Source organism: Streptodolium elevatio (assembly GCF_053592165.1).
In genome coordinates this window covers 98,831-113,634 of the sequence record NZ_JBSFVE010000016.1, presented here as the reverse complement: position 1 = coordinate 113,634, position 14,804 = coordinate 98,831, and the positions used below count along the sequence as shown (strand labels likewise).

Sequence of the window (14,804 nt, the reverse complement as noted above, 5' to 3'; positions counted from 1 at the left end):
CCGGCCCGTGGTGCGTGCGCGCCGGGCCCGGCGGCAAGGTTCGTAACGCAGCGACTTGGAAGGGCGATGGAGGGCCGCCGGGCCCGGCGCAGGCCCGGAGCCTGCCAGGTTCGCGGGCCCGGCGGGAATGAGGCACGACCTAGCGGCGCCCGGTTCCGTCGTCCGGGCACTGGCACTGCAGGAACGTCTCCCACGCGGCGGCGCCGAACGCGATCCGCGCCGACCCCACGACCTTGGAGTCACGTACCAGCATCCCGCCGCTCACCCGCGCCGTCTCGACGCAGGAGCCTTGGTTCGACGCGGAGCTGGTGAACCAGGCCTGCGGGTCCGGTGTTTCGGTTGTGTTCACAGATCCCCCTTGTCGGTGAGCGCAAGAACCCGACGGATGCCGCAAAAGCGTCTGGGCGCGGCGCTCGATGCCCGAAACTGACGGGCGGAACCTACCCAGACCGACGTCGAAATTCACTCGGACGAGGGTCGCTCGGGTGGGGGGTGGGTCAGTTGCGGCCGGGTTCTACGCCGCCGAAGCGGTCTACGAGGTCGCGGAGTTCTGTGGCGGCTTTGATGGCGCGGTCGCGGCCGTTGGAGGTTTGGATGCCCATCGCGGCGAGGGTTTCGCCGTCGGAGAGGTCCAGGAAGACCCAGGGGTCGCCCTGCCGGAGTTGGACGCGGACGATCTGCGGCCAGGACAGGTGGTGGACGCGCAGGATGTTGACGACGGTGACGCCCTCGTCGGTCGCGACGACCTTCGGGCGGCCAAGCGCGAGCATGAAGCAGAGGCCGAAGACGCCGGTGAGGACGACGCCGGCGCGGGAGCCGAGGTTCCAGCCGCCGTCCTCGGGGAGGGCCACGGCGAGGATGGTGAGGCCGACGAGGATCACCAGGCCGACGACGCGGGTGATCAGGCGGCTGCGGGACGGGTACCAGGTGCGCGGCAGCCCGGGGGCGCCGGGGGGGTGGGCGCCGGGGGCGGGGTTGTTGCCGGTCACAGCGGTCTGCTCCATGGTGTGCGGGTCACCCTCGCGATGGTCGTCCATGGGCCGGGGATTCGCGGCCTCGACGAGCCTACGTCTTCGCTCGGAGGTCTCCACCGGCGGGATGCCGCGGCCGAGGGCGTCGCGCGCGGCGTCGGGGACGGCGGACGGACGGCGCCGGAAAGCGGTCCGGCCCCGCCCGGGAGACGGGCGGGGCCGGGACGATCGGTCGGTGGCCGGAAGTCAGAGCCGGCAGGCGTGGATGCCGGTGACGAGGATGGCGCGGGCGCCGATCTCCCACAGGTCGTCCATGATCCGCTGGGCGTCGCGGCGCGGGACCATGGCGCGCACCGCGACCCAGCCCTCGTTGTGCAGGGGGGAGACGGTGGGCGACTCCAGGCCCGGGGTGAGGGCCACGGCCTGCTCGACGCGCTCGACGCGGATGTCGTAGTCCATCATCACGTAGCGCCGTGCCACCAGGACGCCCTGGAGGCGGCGTACGAGCTGGTCCACGGCCGCCGACGCCTCGGCGCCCGTGCGGCGGATCAGCACCGCCTCGGACTCCAGGATCGGGTCCCCGAAGATCTCCAGGCCGGCCTGGCGCAGCGTGGTGCCGGTCTCCACGACGTCGGCGATCACGTCGGCGACGCCGAGTTGGATCGCGGTCTCCACGGCGCCGTCGAGCTTGACCACGGCCTCGGCCTCGATGCCCTGCTCGGCGAGGTGGCGTTCGACGAGGCCGACGTACGACGACGCGATGCGCGCGCCTTGGAGGTCCTTCGCCGTGCTGTACGCCCCAACGGGTGCCGCCCAGCGGAACGTCGCCGCGCCGAGCCCGAGTTCGAGCACCTCCTCGGCTTCCGCACCGGAGTCGAGGAGCAGGTCGCGGCCGGTGATGCCGGCGTCGAGGCGGCCGGAGCCGACGTACACCGCGATGTCGCGCGGGCGCAGGAAGAAGAACTCGACGTTGTTGTCCGGGTCGACCAGCACCAGTTCCTTGCTGTTGCTGCGCTGGCGGTATCCGGCCTCATGGAGCATCGCCGACGCAGGCTCCGAGAGCGAACCCTTGTTCGGGACGGCGATGCGCAGCATGACGGGAACCTACTTCCATGGGCGAATCCCCGGCCCCGGTGCGCGCGGGCAAGGCGCCGACCGGTGCCGGGGACTCTGACGACTTGGTTGACCCCGCCGCGCGCGGGAGTCGCGCGCGGCGTCGGGCGACGCGGGCGTCGCTCAGATGTCACAGGTGAGCGTATACGTCCTCGAGCGTGATGCCACGAGCGACCATCATCACCTGCAGGTGGTAGAGAAGCTGCGAGATCTCCTCGGCGCAGCGGTCGGCGCCCTCGTGCTCGGCGGCCATCCACACCTCGGCGGCCTCCTCGACCACCTTCTTGCCGATGCTGTGCACGCCCTGCTGGACGAGTTCGGCGGTACGCGATCCGGTCTGCCCGGAGGCGGCCTTCTCCTGGAGCTCCGCGAAGAGCTGCTCAAACGTCTTCATCGAGTGGTTCGGCTTCTCACTGTGGGTCGGTGGGGGTCGGTGCGGGTGTACGCACGGTGACGCGGCCGGTCGGCGCCGCTCAGCGCCCCGGCGTGGCAACTTTACGCAACGCGACGGCGGTCGCGACGGCCGCGGTGGCGGCCTCCCGGCCCTTGTCCTCCTTCGACCCCTCGACGCCCGCCCGGTCCAGGGCCTGCTGCTCGTCGTCGCATGTCAGCAGCCCGAAGCCGACCGGTACGCCGGTGTCGAGCGCCACCCGGGTCAGCCCGTCGGTGGCGGCGGCGCAGACGTATTCGAAGTGCGGGGTGCCGCCGCGGATCACGACGCCCAGCGCCACCACGGCGTCGTGGCCGGAGTCGGCGAGCGCCTTGGCCACGACCGGGAGTTCGAACGCGCCGGGGACGCGGACCACGGTGGGTTCGGCGGTGCCCAGTTCGTCGAGCGCGGCGAGCGCACCGGCGACCAGGCCGTCCATGACCGCGGCGTGCCACTGCGCGGCGACGATGCCGACCCGAAGGCCCCGGCTGCCGTCGACGGTGATCTCGGGGGCTCCACTACCACTCATGATCGCTTGATGTCCCGGTTCTCGTGGGGATGGAAAGAGATTGATTTAGATGAATTGAGATGAATTGAGATGGACGAGGATTGACGGGAATTGGCGGGTATGTACTGGTTCGAGCTGGGTGAATCGCGGCTGGTCTCGTGGTCGGCCCGGGGGCCGACGCCGGGACCGACGCCGGGCCGGCGCGGGGCGGACGCGGCTGAAGCGGAGGGCGTTCGCGGACCGCCCGCCACCCACGCCGCCCGCCTCAGCCCATGCCCTTCAACTCATTGCAGTACGAACCGATGCCGGTCAACTCGTGCCGTCCAACTCACGCCGTTCGGCGCAAGACCGTCCGACACACGCCGTTCGGCGCAAGACCCTCGGCGCAAGGTCGACTCAAGACCGTTCGGCTCGGGTCAGCTCACGCCGTGCGGTGTGATGTCGGCAGGCTCCAACGGCTCGAGCCACGGCAGGTCGTGCCCCATGCGGTCGCGCTTGGTCAGCAGGTAGCGCAAGTTGTCCGCGGTGGCGTGCACAGGCAGCGGGACGCGCTCGATGATCTCCAGGCCGTACCCCTCCAACCCCGCGCGCTTGGCCGGGTTGTTGGTGAGCAGCCGCATAGAGCGCACGCCCAGGTCGGACAGGATCTGCGCGCCGGTTCCGTAGTCGCGGGCGTCGGCGGGCAGGCCGAGTTCGAGGTTGGCGTCCACGGTGTCGTGGCCGTCGTCCTGCAGTTGGTACGCCTGGAGCTTGTGCAGCAGGCCGATGCCGCGCCCCTCGTGACCGCGCATGTAGAGCACGACGCCCCGGCCCTCGTCGGCAACCGTCTGCAGCGCCGCGGCCAACTGCGGGCCGCAGTCGCAGCGCAGCGAGCCGAACACGTCGCCGGTGAGGCACTCGGAGTGCACCCGGACGAGGACGTCCTCGCCCGCCCCGACCTCGCCCGCGACGAGCGCGATGTGCTCGACGCCGTCGAGGGTGCTGCGGAAGCCGATTGCGCGGAAGTCGCCGAAAGCGGTGGGCAGCCGGGTCTCGGCGGCGCGCTCGACGGTCTGCTCGGTGCGGCGGCGGTACGCGATGAGGTCCGCGATCGAGATGATCTTCAGGCCGTGCTCGCGCGCGAACGGCACGAGCTGCGGCAGCCGCATCATCGAGCCGTCGTCGTTGACGACCTCGCAGATCGCCCCGGCGGGCGGCAGCCCGGCCAGGCGCGCGAGGTCGACGGTCGCCTCCGTGTGGCCGGGACGTACCAGCACGCCGCCTTCGACGGCCCGCAGCGGGAAGATGTGGCCGGGGCGGCTGAGCTGGTCGGCGGTGGTCCCGGCGTCCGCGAGGAGCTGCACCGTGCGGGTGCGGTCGGCGGCCGAGATCCCTGTGTGTATGCCGTCCTTGGCGTCCACCGAGACGGTGTACGCGGTGCCCTTCTTGTCCTCGTTGACCTGCGTCATGGGCGGCAGCTTGAGCCGGTCGAGGTCCGCGCCGGTCATCGGCACGCACACCACGCCGGAGCTGTAGCGGATCATGAAGCCCATCAGCTCGGGCGTCGCGAGCGAGGCGGCGAAGATCAGGTCGCCCTCGTTCTCCCGGTCCTCGTCGTCGACGACCACGATGGCCTGGCCGTCCGCGAACGCCTTGATGGCGTCCTCGATGGAGTCCAGGGTCAGGTCCGCCCCCGGGTCCTGAGCCGGGCTCGCCGCGTCCTCTTGGTTGATCGTGCTCACGCCCGTGCCCCTTCCAGTTGCCGCGCCCCCGCGGCGGTTGATTCCTGCCCTCCGTGCGCCGGTCCCGCGGCCCGCTTCGCGGCGGTGGAGCGCTGCCACCAGTCGCGCAGTCCGGCCAGGACCATGACCAGGAAGATCCCGTACACAAGCCCGGAGAACACCAGGCCGTTGTAGAAGGTCAGCGGGACGCCGACCAGGTCGACGGCGATCCACACCGCCCAGAACTCCACCAGGCCGCGCGCCTGCGCGACGGTGGCGACCGCGGTGCCGACGAAGATGTACGCGTCGGCGGCGATCATCCACCAGCGGTGGTCCCACACCACGCCCCACTCGGCGAGCATGAGCGCGAACGCCGCGGTGCCGAGCACCATCGCGGCCAGCAGGCCCGCCCGTTCCCGGTTGGTGGCGAAGCGCACGGCGATGCCGCCGGTCTCGCGCTTGCCGCGGTTCCAGCGCGCCCAGCCGTACGACGCCATCGCGATGATGAGGATCTGCCGCGAGAAGCTGCCGCCGAGGTGGTAGGACCAGTACACCGCCATGAGCAGCAGCGAACCGGCTATCTGCACGGGCCAGGCCCAGATCGTGCGGCGCATCGCGAGCCCGACGGTGGCCAGCGCGAAGACGTTGCCCAGCAGGTCACCGCGTACGACGCTCTGGTCGAACACGGTGAACGCGGGCTCGCGCAGCCACTCCGTCGCGGCGTCCCAGGTGGTCATGACCGGTCGCCCGCACCTTCGCGTTCCGCGGCGCCGCTGCCGTGCCCGTTGCCGATTCCGTTGCCGGAACCGTTGCCGATTCCGTCGCCACGGCCGTTGTCTCGGCCGTTGTCGCCGTACGTCTGGAGCCGCTCGACGTACTTGGCGATCACGTCGACCTCCAGGTTGACCGGGTCCCCGGCCTGCTTCACGCCGAGCGTGGTGAGCGCGAGCGTCGTGGGGATCAGGCTCACCGTGAACCAGTCCGGCCCGGCCTCGACGACCGTGAGGCTGATGCCGTCGACCGTGATGGAGCCCTTGTCGACGACGTAGCGGGCGAGGTCGCCGGGCAGCGAGATCCTGACGACCTCCCAGTGCTCGCCCGGGGTGCGCGACACGATCGCGCCCATGCCGTCGACGTGGCCCTGGACCAGGTGCCCGCCGAGCCGGCCGCCGAGCGCCATCGGGCGTTCGAGGTTGACGCGCGAGCCCGGTTCGAGGGCGCCGAGGCTGGAGCGCAGCAGCGTCTCGGCCATGACGTCGGCGGTGAAGCTGGCCTCGGCCGGGTCGATCTTCTCGTCGACCACCGTCAGGCAGACGCCGTTGACCGCGATGGAGTCGCCGTGCCGGGCGCCCGCCGTGACGACGGGGCCGCGCACGGTCAATCGGGCCGAGTCACCGAGATGCTCGACCGAGACGATCTCGCCGAGCTCCTCCACAATTCCGGTGAACACGTCAGGACTCCTTCACAGGGTGGTCCGCCGCCTGGGGCGGCGCGGTTCGGGACTGGTCCGGCCGCGCGGGACGGTGCGCGCCACCGGTGGTGCCGTTCGTACCGTGGGTGTCGCCCGTGCCCTGGCCGTCGGCGAGGCGGTCGTGCGACGCGGCACGCGCGGTGATCCGCAGATCGCCGCCGAACCGGTCGTCCGCCACCTCCTCGACGGTCAGGCGCAACGCTTCGGTGATGGTGCTGATTCCGGCCGGCCCCAGGGCGGCGGGTCCGGCGCCGAGCAGGACGGGCGCGAGGTAGCCGACGACCTTGTCGACCAGACCGGCCGCGGCGTACGCGCCGGCCAGCGTCGGGCCGCCCTCCAGGAGCACCGAGCGCACGCCGCGCACGTACAGCTCCTTGCCGAGCGCGTGCAGGTCGAGGCCCCCGGCGGTACGCGGCAGCGCGACGATCTCGGCCCGTCCGGCGACCCGTTCGGCCAGCTCGGCGGCGGTCTCGGCGGGCAGGTCGTCGGCGACCGCGAGCAGTGTCGGGGCGGCGTCGTCGAGTACGCGGGCGTCGGCGGGGATGCGCGCGGACGTGTCGACGACGACGCGCAGCGGCTGGCGGTCACGGGGGCGGGCGGCGTCGCCGCGGACCGCGAGGTGCGGGTCGTCGGCGAGCAGGGTGCCGGAGCCGACCACGACCGCGTCGGCCGAGGCGCGCAGGGCGTGCACGTCGGCGCGCGAGGCGGCGGAGCTGATCCAGCGGCTGGTGCCGTCCGCGGCGGCGATGCGGCCGTCGAGGGTGGCGGCGTACTTCCAGGTGGTGAAGGGGCGGCCGAGGCGAGTGGCGGTCAGCCAGGCCTCGTTGCCGCGCGCGGCTTCGGCCGCGAGGACGCCTCCGGTGACGTCGACGCCGGCCGCGCGCAGCACTTCGGCGCCGCCGGCGGCCTGCGGGTTCGGGTCGGAGACGGCGTACACGACGCGGGTGATCCCGGCGTCGATCAGCGCCTGGGCGCAGGGCCCGGTGCGGCCGGTGTGGGCGCAGGGTTCGAGGGTGACGAAGGCGGTTCCGCCGCGCGCCCGGTCTTCGGCCTCGCGCAGCGCGCCGACCTCGGCGTGCGGGCCGCCGGCGACCTCGTGGAAGCCCTCGCCCGCGACCTCGCCGTGTGCGTCGAGGACGACGCAGCCGACGACGGGATTGGGGCTTGTGGTGCCGAGGCCGCGCGCGGCGAGCGCGATCGCGCGCCGCATGTGCGTTTCCGCCTCGAACCCCTGGGGGGCCACCTCGCCGGACACCCGGTCTCCTCCGCATCGACGCGACATGACATGGACGTCGTCGCGGACGCGTGGACCGGGGTGGGGGTTTGCGGGCATGCCGCAGGAAGGCAGGACGGAGCGGCTCGGGCGCATGGCAGGGTATGCCGGCACGCCGAACAAGCCACCCGCCGCGCGCTGCCTCCCATCCGGACTTTCACCGTCGGCACCGGAATTCCACCGGTTCGGCCGGCCGGCGCCTCCGGGTCGGAGGGCGTCAACCGGTTCGCGGACTTTTACCGCCGGTTCGGATTTTCACCGACCCCGGAGCGCGCGTACGTGACATTCGTACACCTGGAAGTGTGCCACGACGCGCCACGTCCTTGACCTTGCCGCTTCTGTGTGTTCCATCACGCGCACAGAGCGCGAGCACGCGGCTACCTGACGAACCGTCAGTTGGCTGGTGGGGCCGGGTGTCGACGAGGTTGAGGCGCTTCGCCGGGCGGATCCGGGCAAGCCGCCCCTGATTCCCGATGCGGGCCCTCGGGATGGCAGTCTGTCCTCATGGCCAAGCCGCAAATCAACCCGAGCATCCTCAGCGCCGACTTCGCGCGCCTCGCGGACGAGACCGCGAAGGTCGCGAACGCCGACTGGCTGCATGTCGACGTCATGGACAACCACTTCGTGCCCAACCTGACCCTCGGGTTGCCCGTGGTCGAGTCGATCCTGAAGGCGTCCGACACCCCGGTCGACGCCCACCTGATGATCGCCGACCCGGACCGCTGGGCCCCGGCGTACGCCGAGGCGGGCGCGGGCAGCGTCACCTTCCACGTCGAGGCGGCCGCGGCGCCGGTGCGGCTGGCCCGCAGCATCCGCGCGGCCGGTGCCCGCGCGTCGATGGCGCTCAAGCCGGCCACGCCGATCGAGCCGTACGAGGACCTGCTGCCCGAGCTGGACATGATCCTCGTCATGACCGTCGAACCGGGCTTCGGCGGCCAGAAGTTCCTCGACATCATGCTGCCGAAGATCCGCCGCACCCGTGAGCTGATCGGCAAGCACGGCCTGGACATGTGGCTGCAGGTCGACGGCGGCGTCTCGGCCGAGACGATCGAGCGCTGCGCCGAGGCCGGCGCCGACGTCTTCGTGGCGGGCTCCGCGGTGTACGACGGCCGCGACCCGGGCGCGGCGGTGGACAGGCTCCGCGCGCTCGCCGCTCAGTCCCTGTCGGCGGCCCCCTGGGCCTGCGCCCACTGAACCAAGCGCCGAACGTCGCACGCGGAACACCGAACGCCGGGCACCCCTGCGGCCGCTCCATCTGAGCGAGTCTCCGCGGCGGTGCTCGGCGTCCGTGCTCGGCGTTCGTGCTCGGCGTTCGGTGCGGCCCCTTGCCGGAGGCGTCAAAAACGGGCGGCGGTACGCTCCTTCGCCTCGTCGGTGCCCGCGACCCACTCGGCGCCGTCGCGCACTTCGCGTCCGCGGCGCCACGTCTCGCCGAGCGCGACGTAGACGAGCACGGCGGCCATGCCGATTAGGTGTTCGCGCCCGGCCAGGTTCGGCTTCCAGGCGACCTCGGCGATCATCAGCCCCCACACGAGCGCCATCAGCACGGGCGCGCGGCAGACCCAGGCGAGGGCCACAACCAGGCCGACGACCGCTGCCGAGGGGCCGGTGTCCAGAACGTGTCCCAGGCTGTCGTCGATCCCGAGGAAGCGGTCCGGCCCGAGGGCGATCATGGCGCGGGCGGCCATGGTGCCCGCGAGTGTGGCGAGGTACGCGATCATGAGCGTGCGGGCGCGCCCGAGGACCAGTTCGGCGAACCCGAAGACGACGAGCACCTGTGCGAGCGCACCCCATACCGGCAGGTCGGGGGCGGGCACGAACAGCGAGACGGGCGTGCGGAGCAGAGCCGGCCACCACGGCAGGTCCGCGCGTACGCCGCCCAGCACGCGCGTGGTGTCGGCGCCCCAGTCGAACTGCTGGACCGCATGGAAGAAAGCCACCAGCGCGGTCGAGGCGAGCGCCAGCGGGATCGCGCGCGGGCCGCGGCGCCGCACTTCCGCGAAGGGCACGGCGATGACGCGCTGCCACTCGCCCTTGAGCGCGGCGCCGGTACGCGCGGTGGCGCTCCGGCGGCGTAGCGGGGGCGGCGCGTCGGGCATCGGGGGGTCTCCGGGGTGGGCCGCCGTCGATGCTTGGCGGATTACACCGGTATGCCCTGATCAGCTGGGTTATCTCGCGGCGTTCGAGTTTCCCGCGGGACAGGCGCCAGGTTCACCGGAACGGACGACCCCGGGCAGGCCCGACAGCGGCCGCACTCACTGGCCGCGGCGTCCGCGCCGGAGGATCTGCGCGGCGGCCGCCGAGCCCACCGACAGCAATACGGCCGCCGCGGCCGGCAGGACGATGTCCGTCCACGGGTCGCGGAATCGGGTGAACGTCGCCTGGCCGTCGGCGATCGTGATGAACCCCGTCGGCGTCACCGTCGCGCCGCCCCCGCCTCCGCCGCCCTCGCCGAGCGCGGAGTCCTGCCGTCCGGATCCCGCGCCGCCGCCGAACCCGAACCGGGCGGTGGCCACCGGGACGACGGTGACGCCGCCGTTGGTGACCGGTTCGCCGAACACCGCGGACGCCGCGGTGGCCTTGCCGAGCGCGCCGGCGAGGCGTTCGAGGAGGGTGGCGCCCACCCCGACTCCCGCGGCCCGCGCCGCGTCGAGGTAGGCGGGCGTGGCGAGTTCGGCGGCCAGGGAGTCCGGGATCGGGGCGGGATCACGAGAGGCAGGCATGTACCCATGCTGGCCGCGCGCCCGGGTGGGGAACAGCCCCGGGGAGGGAGGTTTTCAGCGGCAAGGCCACAGGCCCGCGCACGTCATCGGCCGCGGACACCGTCCAGCACCAGGGCGAGCAGGCGCTCGGGTTGTTCGTCGTCGCCGCCGAGGCCGGCCGACAGGGCGATGCCGACGACGAGTTGCACCAGGTCGTCGGATGCGACGTCGGGGCGGGCCGCGCCCGTGCGTTGGGCTCGGGCGAGCAGCGCGGCCGCGGCGTCGGTGATGAGGCGGTGGCAGTCGACGCCGAGCCCGTCCGCCTCCCCGTCCGCAGACTCCTCGGCCATCGCCGCCACCGCGGTGCCCTGGTGGAGCCGGGCGTGTGCGAGGAAGGCGCGGAACCACTCGACGAGTGCCGCGTCCGCGGCCGCGGCCGCCGCAGCAGCGGCCGGGTCGGCGGCCCCTGCGTGGGCCGCGACATGCGCGGCGTCCGCGACATGCGCGGCGTCCGCGACATGCGCGGCGTCCGCGACATGCGCGGCGTCCGCGACATGCGCGGCGTCCGGAACATGCGCGGCGTCCGGGGCATGCACGGAACCCCGGGCATGCGCAGCGTCAGTGACATCGGTGACGTCCGTGGCCAGCAGGCGGTCGGCGTGCGCGACGAGAATCTCGACCCGCTCGACGACGACCGCGGCGGCCAGCGCGCGGCGGTTCGGGAAGTGACGGTAGAGCGTCCCCGGCCCCACCCCCGCGCGGCGCGCGATCTCGTTGAGGGACGCGTCGGGACCGTCCTCCGCGAACACCTCGCGCGCGGCCGCCACGATGCGTTCGCGGTTCAGGCGCGCGTCGGCGCGCTGCCCCACGGGTGTTGCCGTCCTGCCCGTCTTCGCCACCGTCGCTCCATCCCTGAGCCGAGTCCCGAGCCGAGTCCCGAGCCGAGTCCCGCCGACCGGCCCGCTAGCCAAACGGAGAGGTTCTCCGTATCTTATCCCGAGAGCAAGCGGAGAACCTCTCCGCTTATTGCCGGTCATCTCCGCATGGGAGCACCACGTGCACGACGAAACCCGTACGACCCTCGGCGGCGTGGGCATCTGGACGTTCGCGTTCGATCCGCAGCCCGCCACCCTGGTCCGCGAATCCGCCGCGGAAACAGAAGAGTTGGGCTACACCGCCATCTGGTTCGGCGAAGCGTTCGGCCGCGACACCTTCGGCCAGGCGGCCCTGCTGCTGAACGCCACGCGCGGGATCACGGTCGCGTCCGGCATCGCGAACATCGCGTTCCGCGACCCGATCGCCACGGCCACCGCCACTCGCACGCTCGGTGAGGCATTCCCCGGCCGCTACATCCTCGGCCTCGGCGGCCACCGCGTCGACGACACCGTCCACAAGCTCGACGGCTACCCGATGCCCGCACGGGGCCGCGCGGTCGCCACGATGCGCGGGTACCTCGACTCGATGGACGCGGTCCCCGCGCACGGCCCCGACCCCCGACCGGCGCCGCGCCGGGTGCTGGCCGCCCTCGGGCCGAAGATGCTGGAACTGGCCGCCGAGCGCGCGTGGGGCGCGCACCCGTACTTCGTCTCCGTCGAACACACCGCGCGAGCCCGCCACATCTTGGGACCGGACGCGTTCCTCGGCGTCGAACAGGCCGTCATCCTCGACACCGACCTCGTCCGCGCGCGCGAACTGGCCACCGCGCATGTCGCCGGGTACGTCGGCCAGGCGGCGCACCAGGAGGCGAACGTACGTCGGCTCGGCTTCGGCGACGCGGACATCGCCGGCGTCCCGAGTCGGCGCCTCGTGGACGCGATCGTCGCGTACGGCGACGCCGACACGATCCGCCGCCGGGTCCGCGAGCACTTCGACGCGGGTGCCGACCACGTCTGCGTACAGGTGCTCACCGCCGACCCGGCCGCGCTCCCCCGCCCCGAGTGGCGCGAACTGGCGCCCGCACTGGTCCTGGAGCGCGCGGCGGCCTAGGACGGGCGCCGGTCGAGCCTGCACGCGCGCAGCCCGCGCGACCGGTCGCCGACGACCAATCGTCGGCGCAACCGGTCGGCGCCGCTAGTGCTGTGACCGGGAAGGTTCACCGGTTCCCGGCGCCCGGCACCCCACCTCGCCGCGTTGCAGACCCTCGCGAGTACGACCGAGTACGAGCTTCGGGCCTGCGCCTTGCGATGCACGGCACCGAACACCAGGAACCGGCAAACCTTCCCGGCCACAGCACTAGACCGTGCGGCGCAGGAGCGCGAGGTACATCGCGTCGGTGCCGTGCAGGTGCGGCCACAGCTGGACGTCCGGCCCCGCACCGAGGTCGGTGACGCCGGGGAACAGCTCGCGGGCGTCGACCAGTTCGAAGCCCTCCCCCGCCTCCGTCGCGAGCACGTCGTCCACGACGGCACGGGTCTCGGCCTTGTGCGGCGAGCAGGTCACGTACGCCACCACTCCGCCCGGGCGCACCGCATCCAGCGCGGTCCCGAGCAACTGCCTCTGCAACGGCCCCAGTTCGGCGATGTCCTCGGGGCGGCGGCGCCACCGCGACTCCGGACGGCGGCGCAGCGCGCCGAGTCCGCTGCACGGCACGTCGGCGATGACCCGGTCGAACACGCCCGGCTCCCATGCCGGTTGCGTGCCGTCGGCGGTCACGACCTGGTGGTTCGTGTTCCAGCCGATCGCGTTGCGGACCAGTCGGGCGCGGTGGTGGCGGCGCTCGACGGCCAGCAGCGACACGTCGCGCTGCGTCGCGATCGCGGCGAGCAGGCCGGCCTTGCCGCCGGGGCCCGCGCACAGGTCGAGCCAGCGCCGCTCACCGCCGTCGACGGGGGCGACCGGGGCCTCGGCGAGTGCCTGCGCGACGAGTTGGCTGCCCTCGTCCTGCACGCCGGCCCGCCCGTCGCGGACCGCGGCGATGGCTCCCGGGTCGCCCTCGGGGAGCACCGCGGCCAGCGGTGACCAGCGCCCCGGCTCGGCGCCGGCCGCGTACAGCTCGTCGAGGGTCGAGCGGCCGGGGCGCGCCACGAGCGTCACGGCCGGGGGCTCGTTGTCCGCGGCGAGCAGTGCCTCGATTCCCTCGCGGCCGCCGCCGAGGGCGTCCCACAGCGCGCCCACGACCCAGCGCGGGTGCGAGTGCACGACGGACAGGTGGCCTTCGGCGTCCTCGTCGTACGGCGGCGCGACCTCGTCGAGCCACTCGCCGAGGTCGCGCGCGGAGACCTTGCGCAGCACCGCGTTCACGAACTTCGCCCGGCCGTCGCCCAGGACGCCGCGCGCCAGTTCGACCGTCGCGGAGACGGCGGCGTGCGTCGGGATCCGGGTGGAGAGCAGTTGGTGCGCGCCCAGGCACAGCACGTCGAGGACCGGCGGGTCCACCTCGCCGATCGGGCGGTCCACGCAGCGGTCCAGGATCGCGTCGTACGTGCCCTGGCGGCGCAGCGTCCCGTGCACCAGCTCGGTCGCGAGGGCGGCGTCGCGGCCGGTCATGCGGCGGTCGCGCAGCAGCCCGGGGAGAACCAGGTTGGCGTACGCGTCCCGCTCGTCGACCGCGCGCAGCACGTCGAACGCGGCACGGCGCGCGGCGTCGGGCTTCGGCCGCCGGTAGGTGCGGGACGCCTTGCCGCCGGAGCCTCCCGGGCTGCGCGGCGACCGGCCGGGGGTGACGGGACGGGTCACTCGGTTTCTCCACTCGCGGCGGCGTTTTCCGCGCCGAAGCGCTCGCCGGACTCGGGACGCACGCCCCGGGCCCAGTCCACGGCCGCCATCATGCGCTTGCCCTGGGGCTGCACTTCGGTCAGTTCGACGGCGTGGCTGCCGGTGCCGACCCGGACGACCTTGCGCTCGACCGCGATCTCGCCGGGGGCGAGTTCGGAGTCGCCCGCGCGCAGGCGTACCGGTGCGAGCTTCACGCGCTCGCCGCGGAACGTCGTCCACGCGCCGGGCGCGGGCGTGCAGCCGCGGACGACGCGGTCCACGCGCAGCGCGGGCGTCGTCCAGTCCACCCGGGCGTCCGCCACGGTCACCTTGGGGGCGAGCGACACACCGTCGGGCGGCTGCGGCACGGCCACGAGTTGGCCGTCCTCGATGCCGTCCATGGTCGCCGCGAGCAGGCGCGCGCCGGACCGCGACAGGCGCTCCAGCAGGTCGCCGCTGGTGTCCGTGGGGCGCACGTCGTCGGTCACACACCCGTAGACCGGCCCCGAGTCGAGGCCTTCCTCGATCTGGAAGGTGCACGCGCCGGTCACGTCGTCGCCGCCCATGACGGCGTGCTGCACGGGGGCCGCGCCGCGCCACGCGGGCAACAGGGAGAAGTGCAGGTTGACCCAGCCGCGCGCCGGGATGTCGAGCGCCGCCTTGGGCAGCAGCGCGCCGTACGCCACCACCGGGCAGCAGTCCGGCGCGATCTCGGCCAGCCGCGCCAGGAACTCAGGCTCCCGCGGCCGCGCCGGGCGCAGCACCTCGATGCCCGCCTCCATGGCCCGCTCGGCGACCGGTGACGGGCGCAGCTTGCGCCCCCGGCCGGCCGGGGCGTCCGGACGTGTGACCACCGCGACCACCTCGTGCCGCGAGGCGATCAGCGCCTCCAGCGACGGGACCGCGACCTCGGGTGTCCCCGCGAAAACCAGACGCATCGGAA

16 protein-coding genes, 1 pseudogene and 1 riboswitch are annotated in these 14,804 nt (G+C 73.2%); of the genes and pseudogenes, 2 read left to right on the top strand and 15 right to left on the bottom strand.

Going from position 1 to position 14,804, the window contains the following annotated elements; genetic code table 11:
• Nucleotides 1-139: 139 nt before the first annotated feature.
• The 9 genes from ACWD12_RS27110 to ribD form a co-directional block, all read right to left on the bottom strand.
• The gene (locus ACWD12_RS27110) at nucleotides 140-349 is read right to left on the bottom strand and encodes a DUF397 domain-containing protein (RefSeq protein WP_450101721.1); all 210 of its coding nucleotides are present in this window, start codon (nucleotides 347-349) and stop codon (nucleotides 140-142) included.
• 148 nt (nucleotides 350-497) lie between these two features.
• Nucleotides 498-1,004: a PH domain-containing protein gene (locus ACWD12_RS27105; RefSeq protein ID WP_450101720.1), complete on the bottom strand. Its 507-nt coding sequence runs from the start codon at nucleotides 1,002-1,004 to the stop codon at nucleotides 498-500.
• A gap of 213 nt (nucleotides 1,005-1,217) precedes the next feature.
• Nucleotides 1,218-2,066 (bottom strand): ATP phosphoribosyltransferase, encoded by an 849-nt coding sequence (hisG, locus tag ACWD12_RS27100; protein WP_358357580.1) that lies wholly within the window; start codon nucleotides 2,064-2,066, stop codon nucleotides 1,218-1,220.
• A gap of 148 nt (nucleotides 2,067-2,214) precedes the next feature.
• The gene (locus ACWD12_RS27095) at nucleotides 2,215-2,478 is read right to left on the bottom strand and encodes a phosphoribosyl-ATP diphosphatase (RefSeq protein ID WP_358357578.1); all 264 of its coding nucleotides are present in this window, start codon (nucleotides 2,476-2,478) and stop codon (nucleotides 2,215-2,217) included.
• Nucleotides 2,479-2,557: 79 nt separating this feature from the next.
• Complete coding sequence (gene ribH / locus ACWD12_RS27090; RefSeq protein WP_450101719.1) at nucleotides 2,558-3,043, bottom strand: 6,7-dimethyl-8-ribityllumazine synthase; 486 nt, start codon at nucleotides 3,041-3,043, stop codon at nucleotides 2,558-2,560.
• 395 nt (nucleotides 3,044-3,438) lie between these two features.
• Entirely contained in the window at nucleotides 3,439-4,734 is a 1,296-nt protein-coding gene (locus tag ACWD12_RS27085; protein WP_450101814.1) for a bifunctional 3,4-dihydroxy-2-butanone-4-phosphate synthase/GTP cyclohydrolase II, read from the bottom strand.
• A 5-nt stretch (nucleotides 4,735-4,739) separates the two neighbouring features.
• On the bottom strand, nucleotides 4,740-5,459 hold the full coding sequence (locus tag ACWD12_RS27080) for a nicotinamide mononucleotide transporter family protein (protein WP_450101718.1): 720 nt from the start codon (nucleotides 5,457-5,459) through the stop codon (nucleotides 4,740-4,742).
• On the bottom strand, nucleotides 5,456-6,172 hold the full coding sequence (locus ACWD12_RS27075) for a riboflavin synthase (RefSeq protein WP_450101717.1): 717 nt from the start codon (nucleotides 6,170-6,172) through the stop codon (nucleotides 5,456-5,458). The genes ACWD12_RS27080 and ACWD12_RS27075 overlap by 4 nt, the downstream gene beginning before the upstream one ends.
• A 1-nt stretch (nucleotide 6,173) precedes the next feature.
• The gene (gene ribD / locus ACWD12_RS27070) at nucleotides 6,174-7,403 is read right to left on the bottom strand and encodes a bifunctional diaminohydroxyphosphoribosylaminopyrimidine deaminase/5-amino-6-(5-phosphoribosylamino)uracil reductase RibD (RefSeq protein WP_450101813.1); all 1,230 of its coding nucleotides are present in this window, start codon (nucleotides 7,401-7,403) and stop codon (nucleotides 6,174-6,176) included.
• Nucleotides 7,404-7,599: 196 nt separating this feature from the next.
• Nucleotides 7,600-7,743: riboswitch (FMN riboswitch) on the bottom strand.
• A gap of 227 nt (nucleotides 7,744-7,970) precedes the next feature.
• Here ribD and rpe point away from each other — a divergent pair.
• Nucleotides 7,971-8,660, top strand: coding sequence for a ribulose-phosphate 3-epimerase (rpe, locus tag ACWD12_RS27065; protein ID WP_450101716.1), 690 nt, complete (start codon nucleotides 7,971-7,973; stop codon nucleotides 8,658-8,660).
• Nucleotides 8,661-8,803: 143 nt separating this feature from the next.
• On the opposite strand, the gene ACWD12_RS27060 is transcribed toward rpe, so the two are convergent.
• The 4 genes and pseudogenes from ACWD12_RS27060 to ACWD12_RS27045 form a co-directional block, all read right to left on the bottom strand.
• Complete coding sequence (locus ACWD12_RS27060) at nucleotides 8,804-9,565, bottom strand: hypothetical protein (protein ID WP_450101715.1); 762 nt, start codon at nucleotides 9,563-9,565, stop codon at nucleotides 8,804-8,806.
• 156 nt (nucleotides 9,566-9,721) lie between these two features.
• Nucleotides 9,722-10,189 (bottom strand): spore germination protein GerW family protein, encoded by a 468-nt coding sequence (locus ACWD12_RS27055; RefSeq protein WP_450101714.1) that lies wholly within the window; start codon nucleotides 10,187-10,189, stop codon nucleotides 9,722-9,724.
• An 83-nt stretch (nucleotides 10,190-10,272) separates the two neighbouring features.
• Nucleotides 10,273-10,764, bottom strand: coding sequence for an SbtR family transcriptional regulator (locus tag ACWD12_RS27050; protein WP_450101812.1), 492 nt, complete (start codon nucleotides 10,762-10,764; stop codon nucleotides 10,273-10,275).
• A 51-nt stretch (nucleotides 10,765-10,815) separates the two neighbouring features.
• Nucleotides 10,816-11,067: pseudogene (locus ACWD12_RS27045) on the bottom strand (helix-turn-helix domain-containing protein); the annotation flags it as partial.
• Between the two features lie 157 nt (nucleotides 11,068-11,224).
• On the opposite strand from ACWD12_RS27045, the gene ACWD12_RS27040 reads away from it, so the two are divergent.
• On the top strand, nucleotides 11,225-12,154 hold the full coding sequence (locus ACWD12_RS27040; protein WP_450101713.1) for a TIGR03620 family F420-dependent LLM class oxidoreductase: 930 nt from the start codon (nucleotides 11,225-11,227) through the stop codon (nucleotides 12,152-12,154).
• Nucleotides 12,155-12,400: 246 nt separating this feature from the next.
• Here the strand turns inward: ACWD12_RS27040 and ACWD12_RS27035 are convergent, their stop codons facing one another.
• Both ACWD12_RS27035 and fmt read right to left on the bottom strand, forming a co-directional pair.
• Complete coding sequence (locus ACWD12_RS27035; RefSeq protein WP_450101712.1) at nucleotides 12,401-13,843, bottom strand: RsmB/NOP family class I SAM-dependent RNA methyltransferase; 1,443 nt, start codon at nucleotides 13,841-13,843, stop codon at nucleotides 12,401-12,403.
• Nucleotides 13,840-14,799, bottom strand: a complete 960-nt coding sequence (fmt, locus tag ACWD12_RS27030; protein ID WP_358360094.1) for a methionyl-tRNA formyltransferase — start codon at nucleotides 14,797-14,799, stop codon at nucleotides 13,840-13,842. The genes ACWD12_RS27035 and fmt overlap by 4 nt, the downstream gene beginning before the upstream one ends.
• Between the last annotated feature and the right edge of the window lie 5 nt (nucleotides 14,800-14,804).

Excerpts from the sequence above, each read along its gene's own strand:
- ACWD12_RS27105 (WP_450101720.1), bottom strand. The coding sequence starts at position 1,004 with ATGGAGCAGACCGCTGTGACCGGCAACAACCCCGCCCCCGGCGCCCAC.
- hisG (WP_358357580.1), bottom strand. The coding sequence starts at position 2,066 with ATGCTGCGCATCGCCGTCCCGAACAAGGGTTCGCTCTCGGAGCCTGCG.
- ACWD12_RS27095 (WP_358357578.1), bottom strand. The coding sequence starts at position 2,478 with ATGAAGACGTTTGAGCAGCTCTTCGCGGAGCTCCAGGAGAAGGCCGCC.
- ribH (WP_450101719.1), bottom strand. The coding sequence starts at position 3,043 with ATGAGTGGTAGTGGAGCCCCCGAGATCACCGTCGACGGCAGCCGGGGC.
- ACWD12_RS27080 (WP_450101718.1), bottom strand. The coding sequence starts at position 5,459 with ATGACCACCTGGGACGCCGCGACGGAGTGGCTGCGCGAGCCCGCGTTC.
- ribD (WP_450101813.1), bottom strand. The coding sequence starts at position 7,403 with ATGCGGCGCGCGATCGCGCTCGCCGCGCGCGGCCTCGGCACCACAAGC.
- rpe (WP_450101716.1), top strand. The coding sequence starts at position 7,971 with ATGGCCAAGCCGCAAATCAACCCGAGCATCCTCAGCGCCGACTTCGCG.
- ACWD12_RS27060 (WP_450101715.1), bottom strand. The coding sequence starts at position 9,565 with ATGCCCGACGCGCCGCCCCCGCTACGCCGCCGGAGCGCCACCGCGCGT.
- ACWD12_RS27055 (WP_450101714.1), bottom strand. The coding sequence starts at position 10,189 with ATGCCTGCCTCTCGTGATCCCGCCCCGATCCCGGACTCCCTGGCCGCC.
- fmt (WP_358360094.1), bottom strand. The coding sequence starts at position 14,799 with ATGCGTCTGGTTTTCGCGGGGACACCCGAGGTCGCGGTCCCGTCGCTG.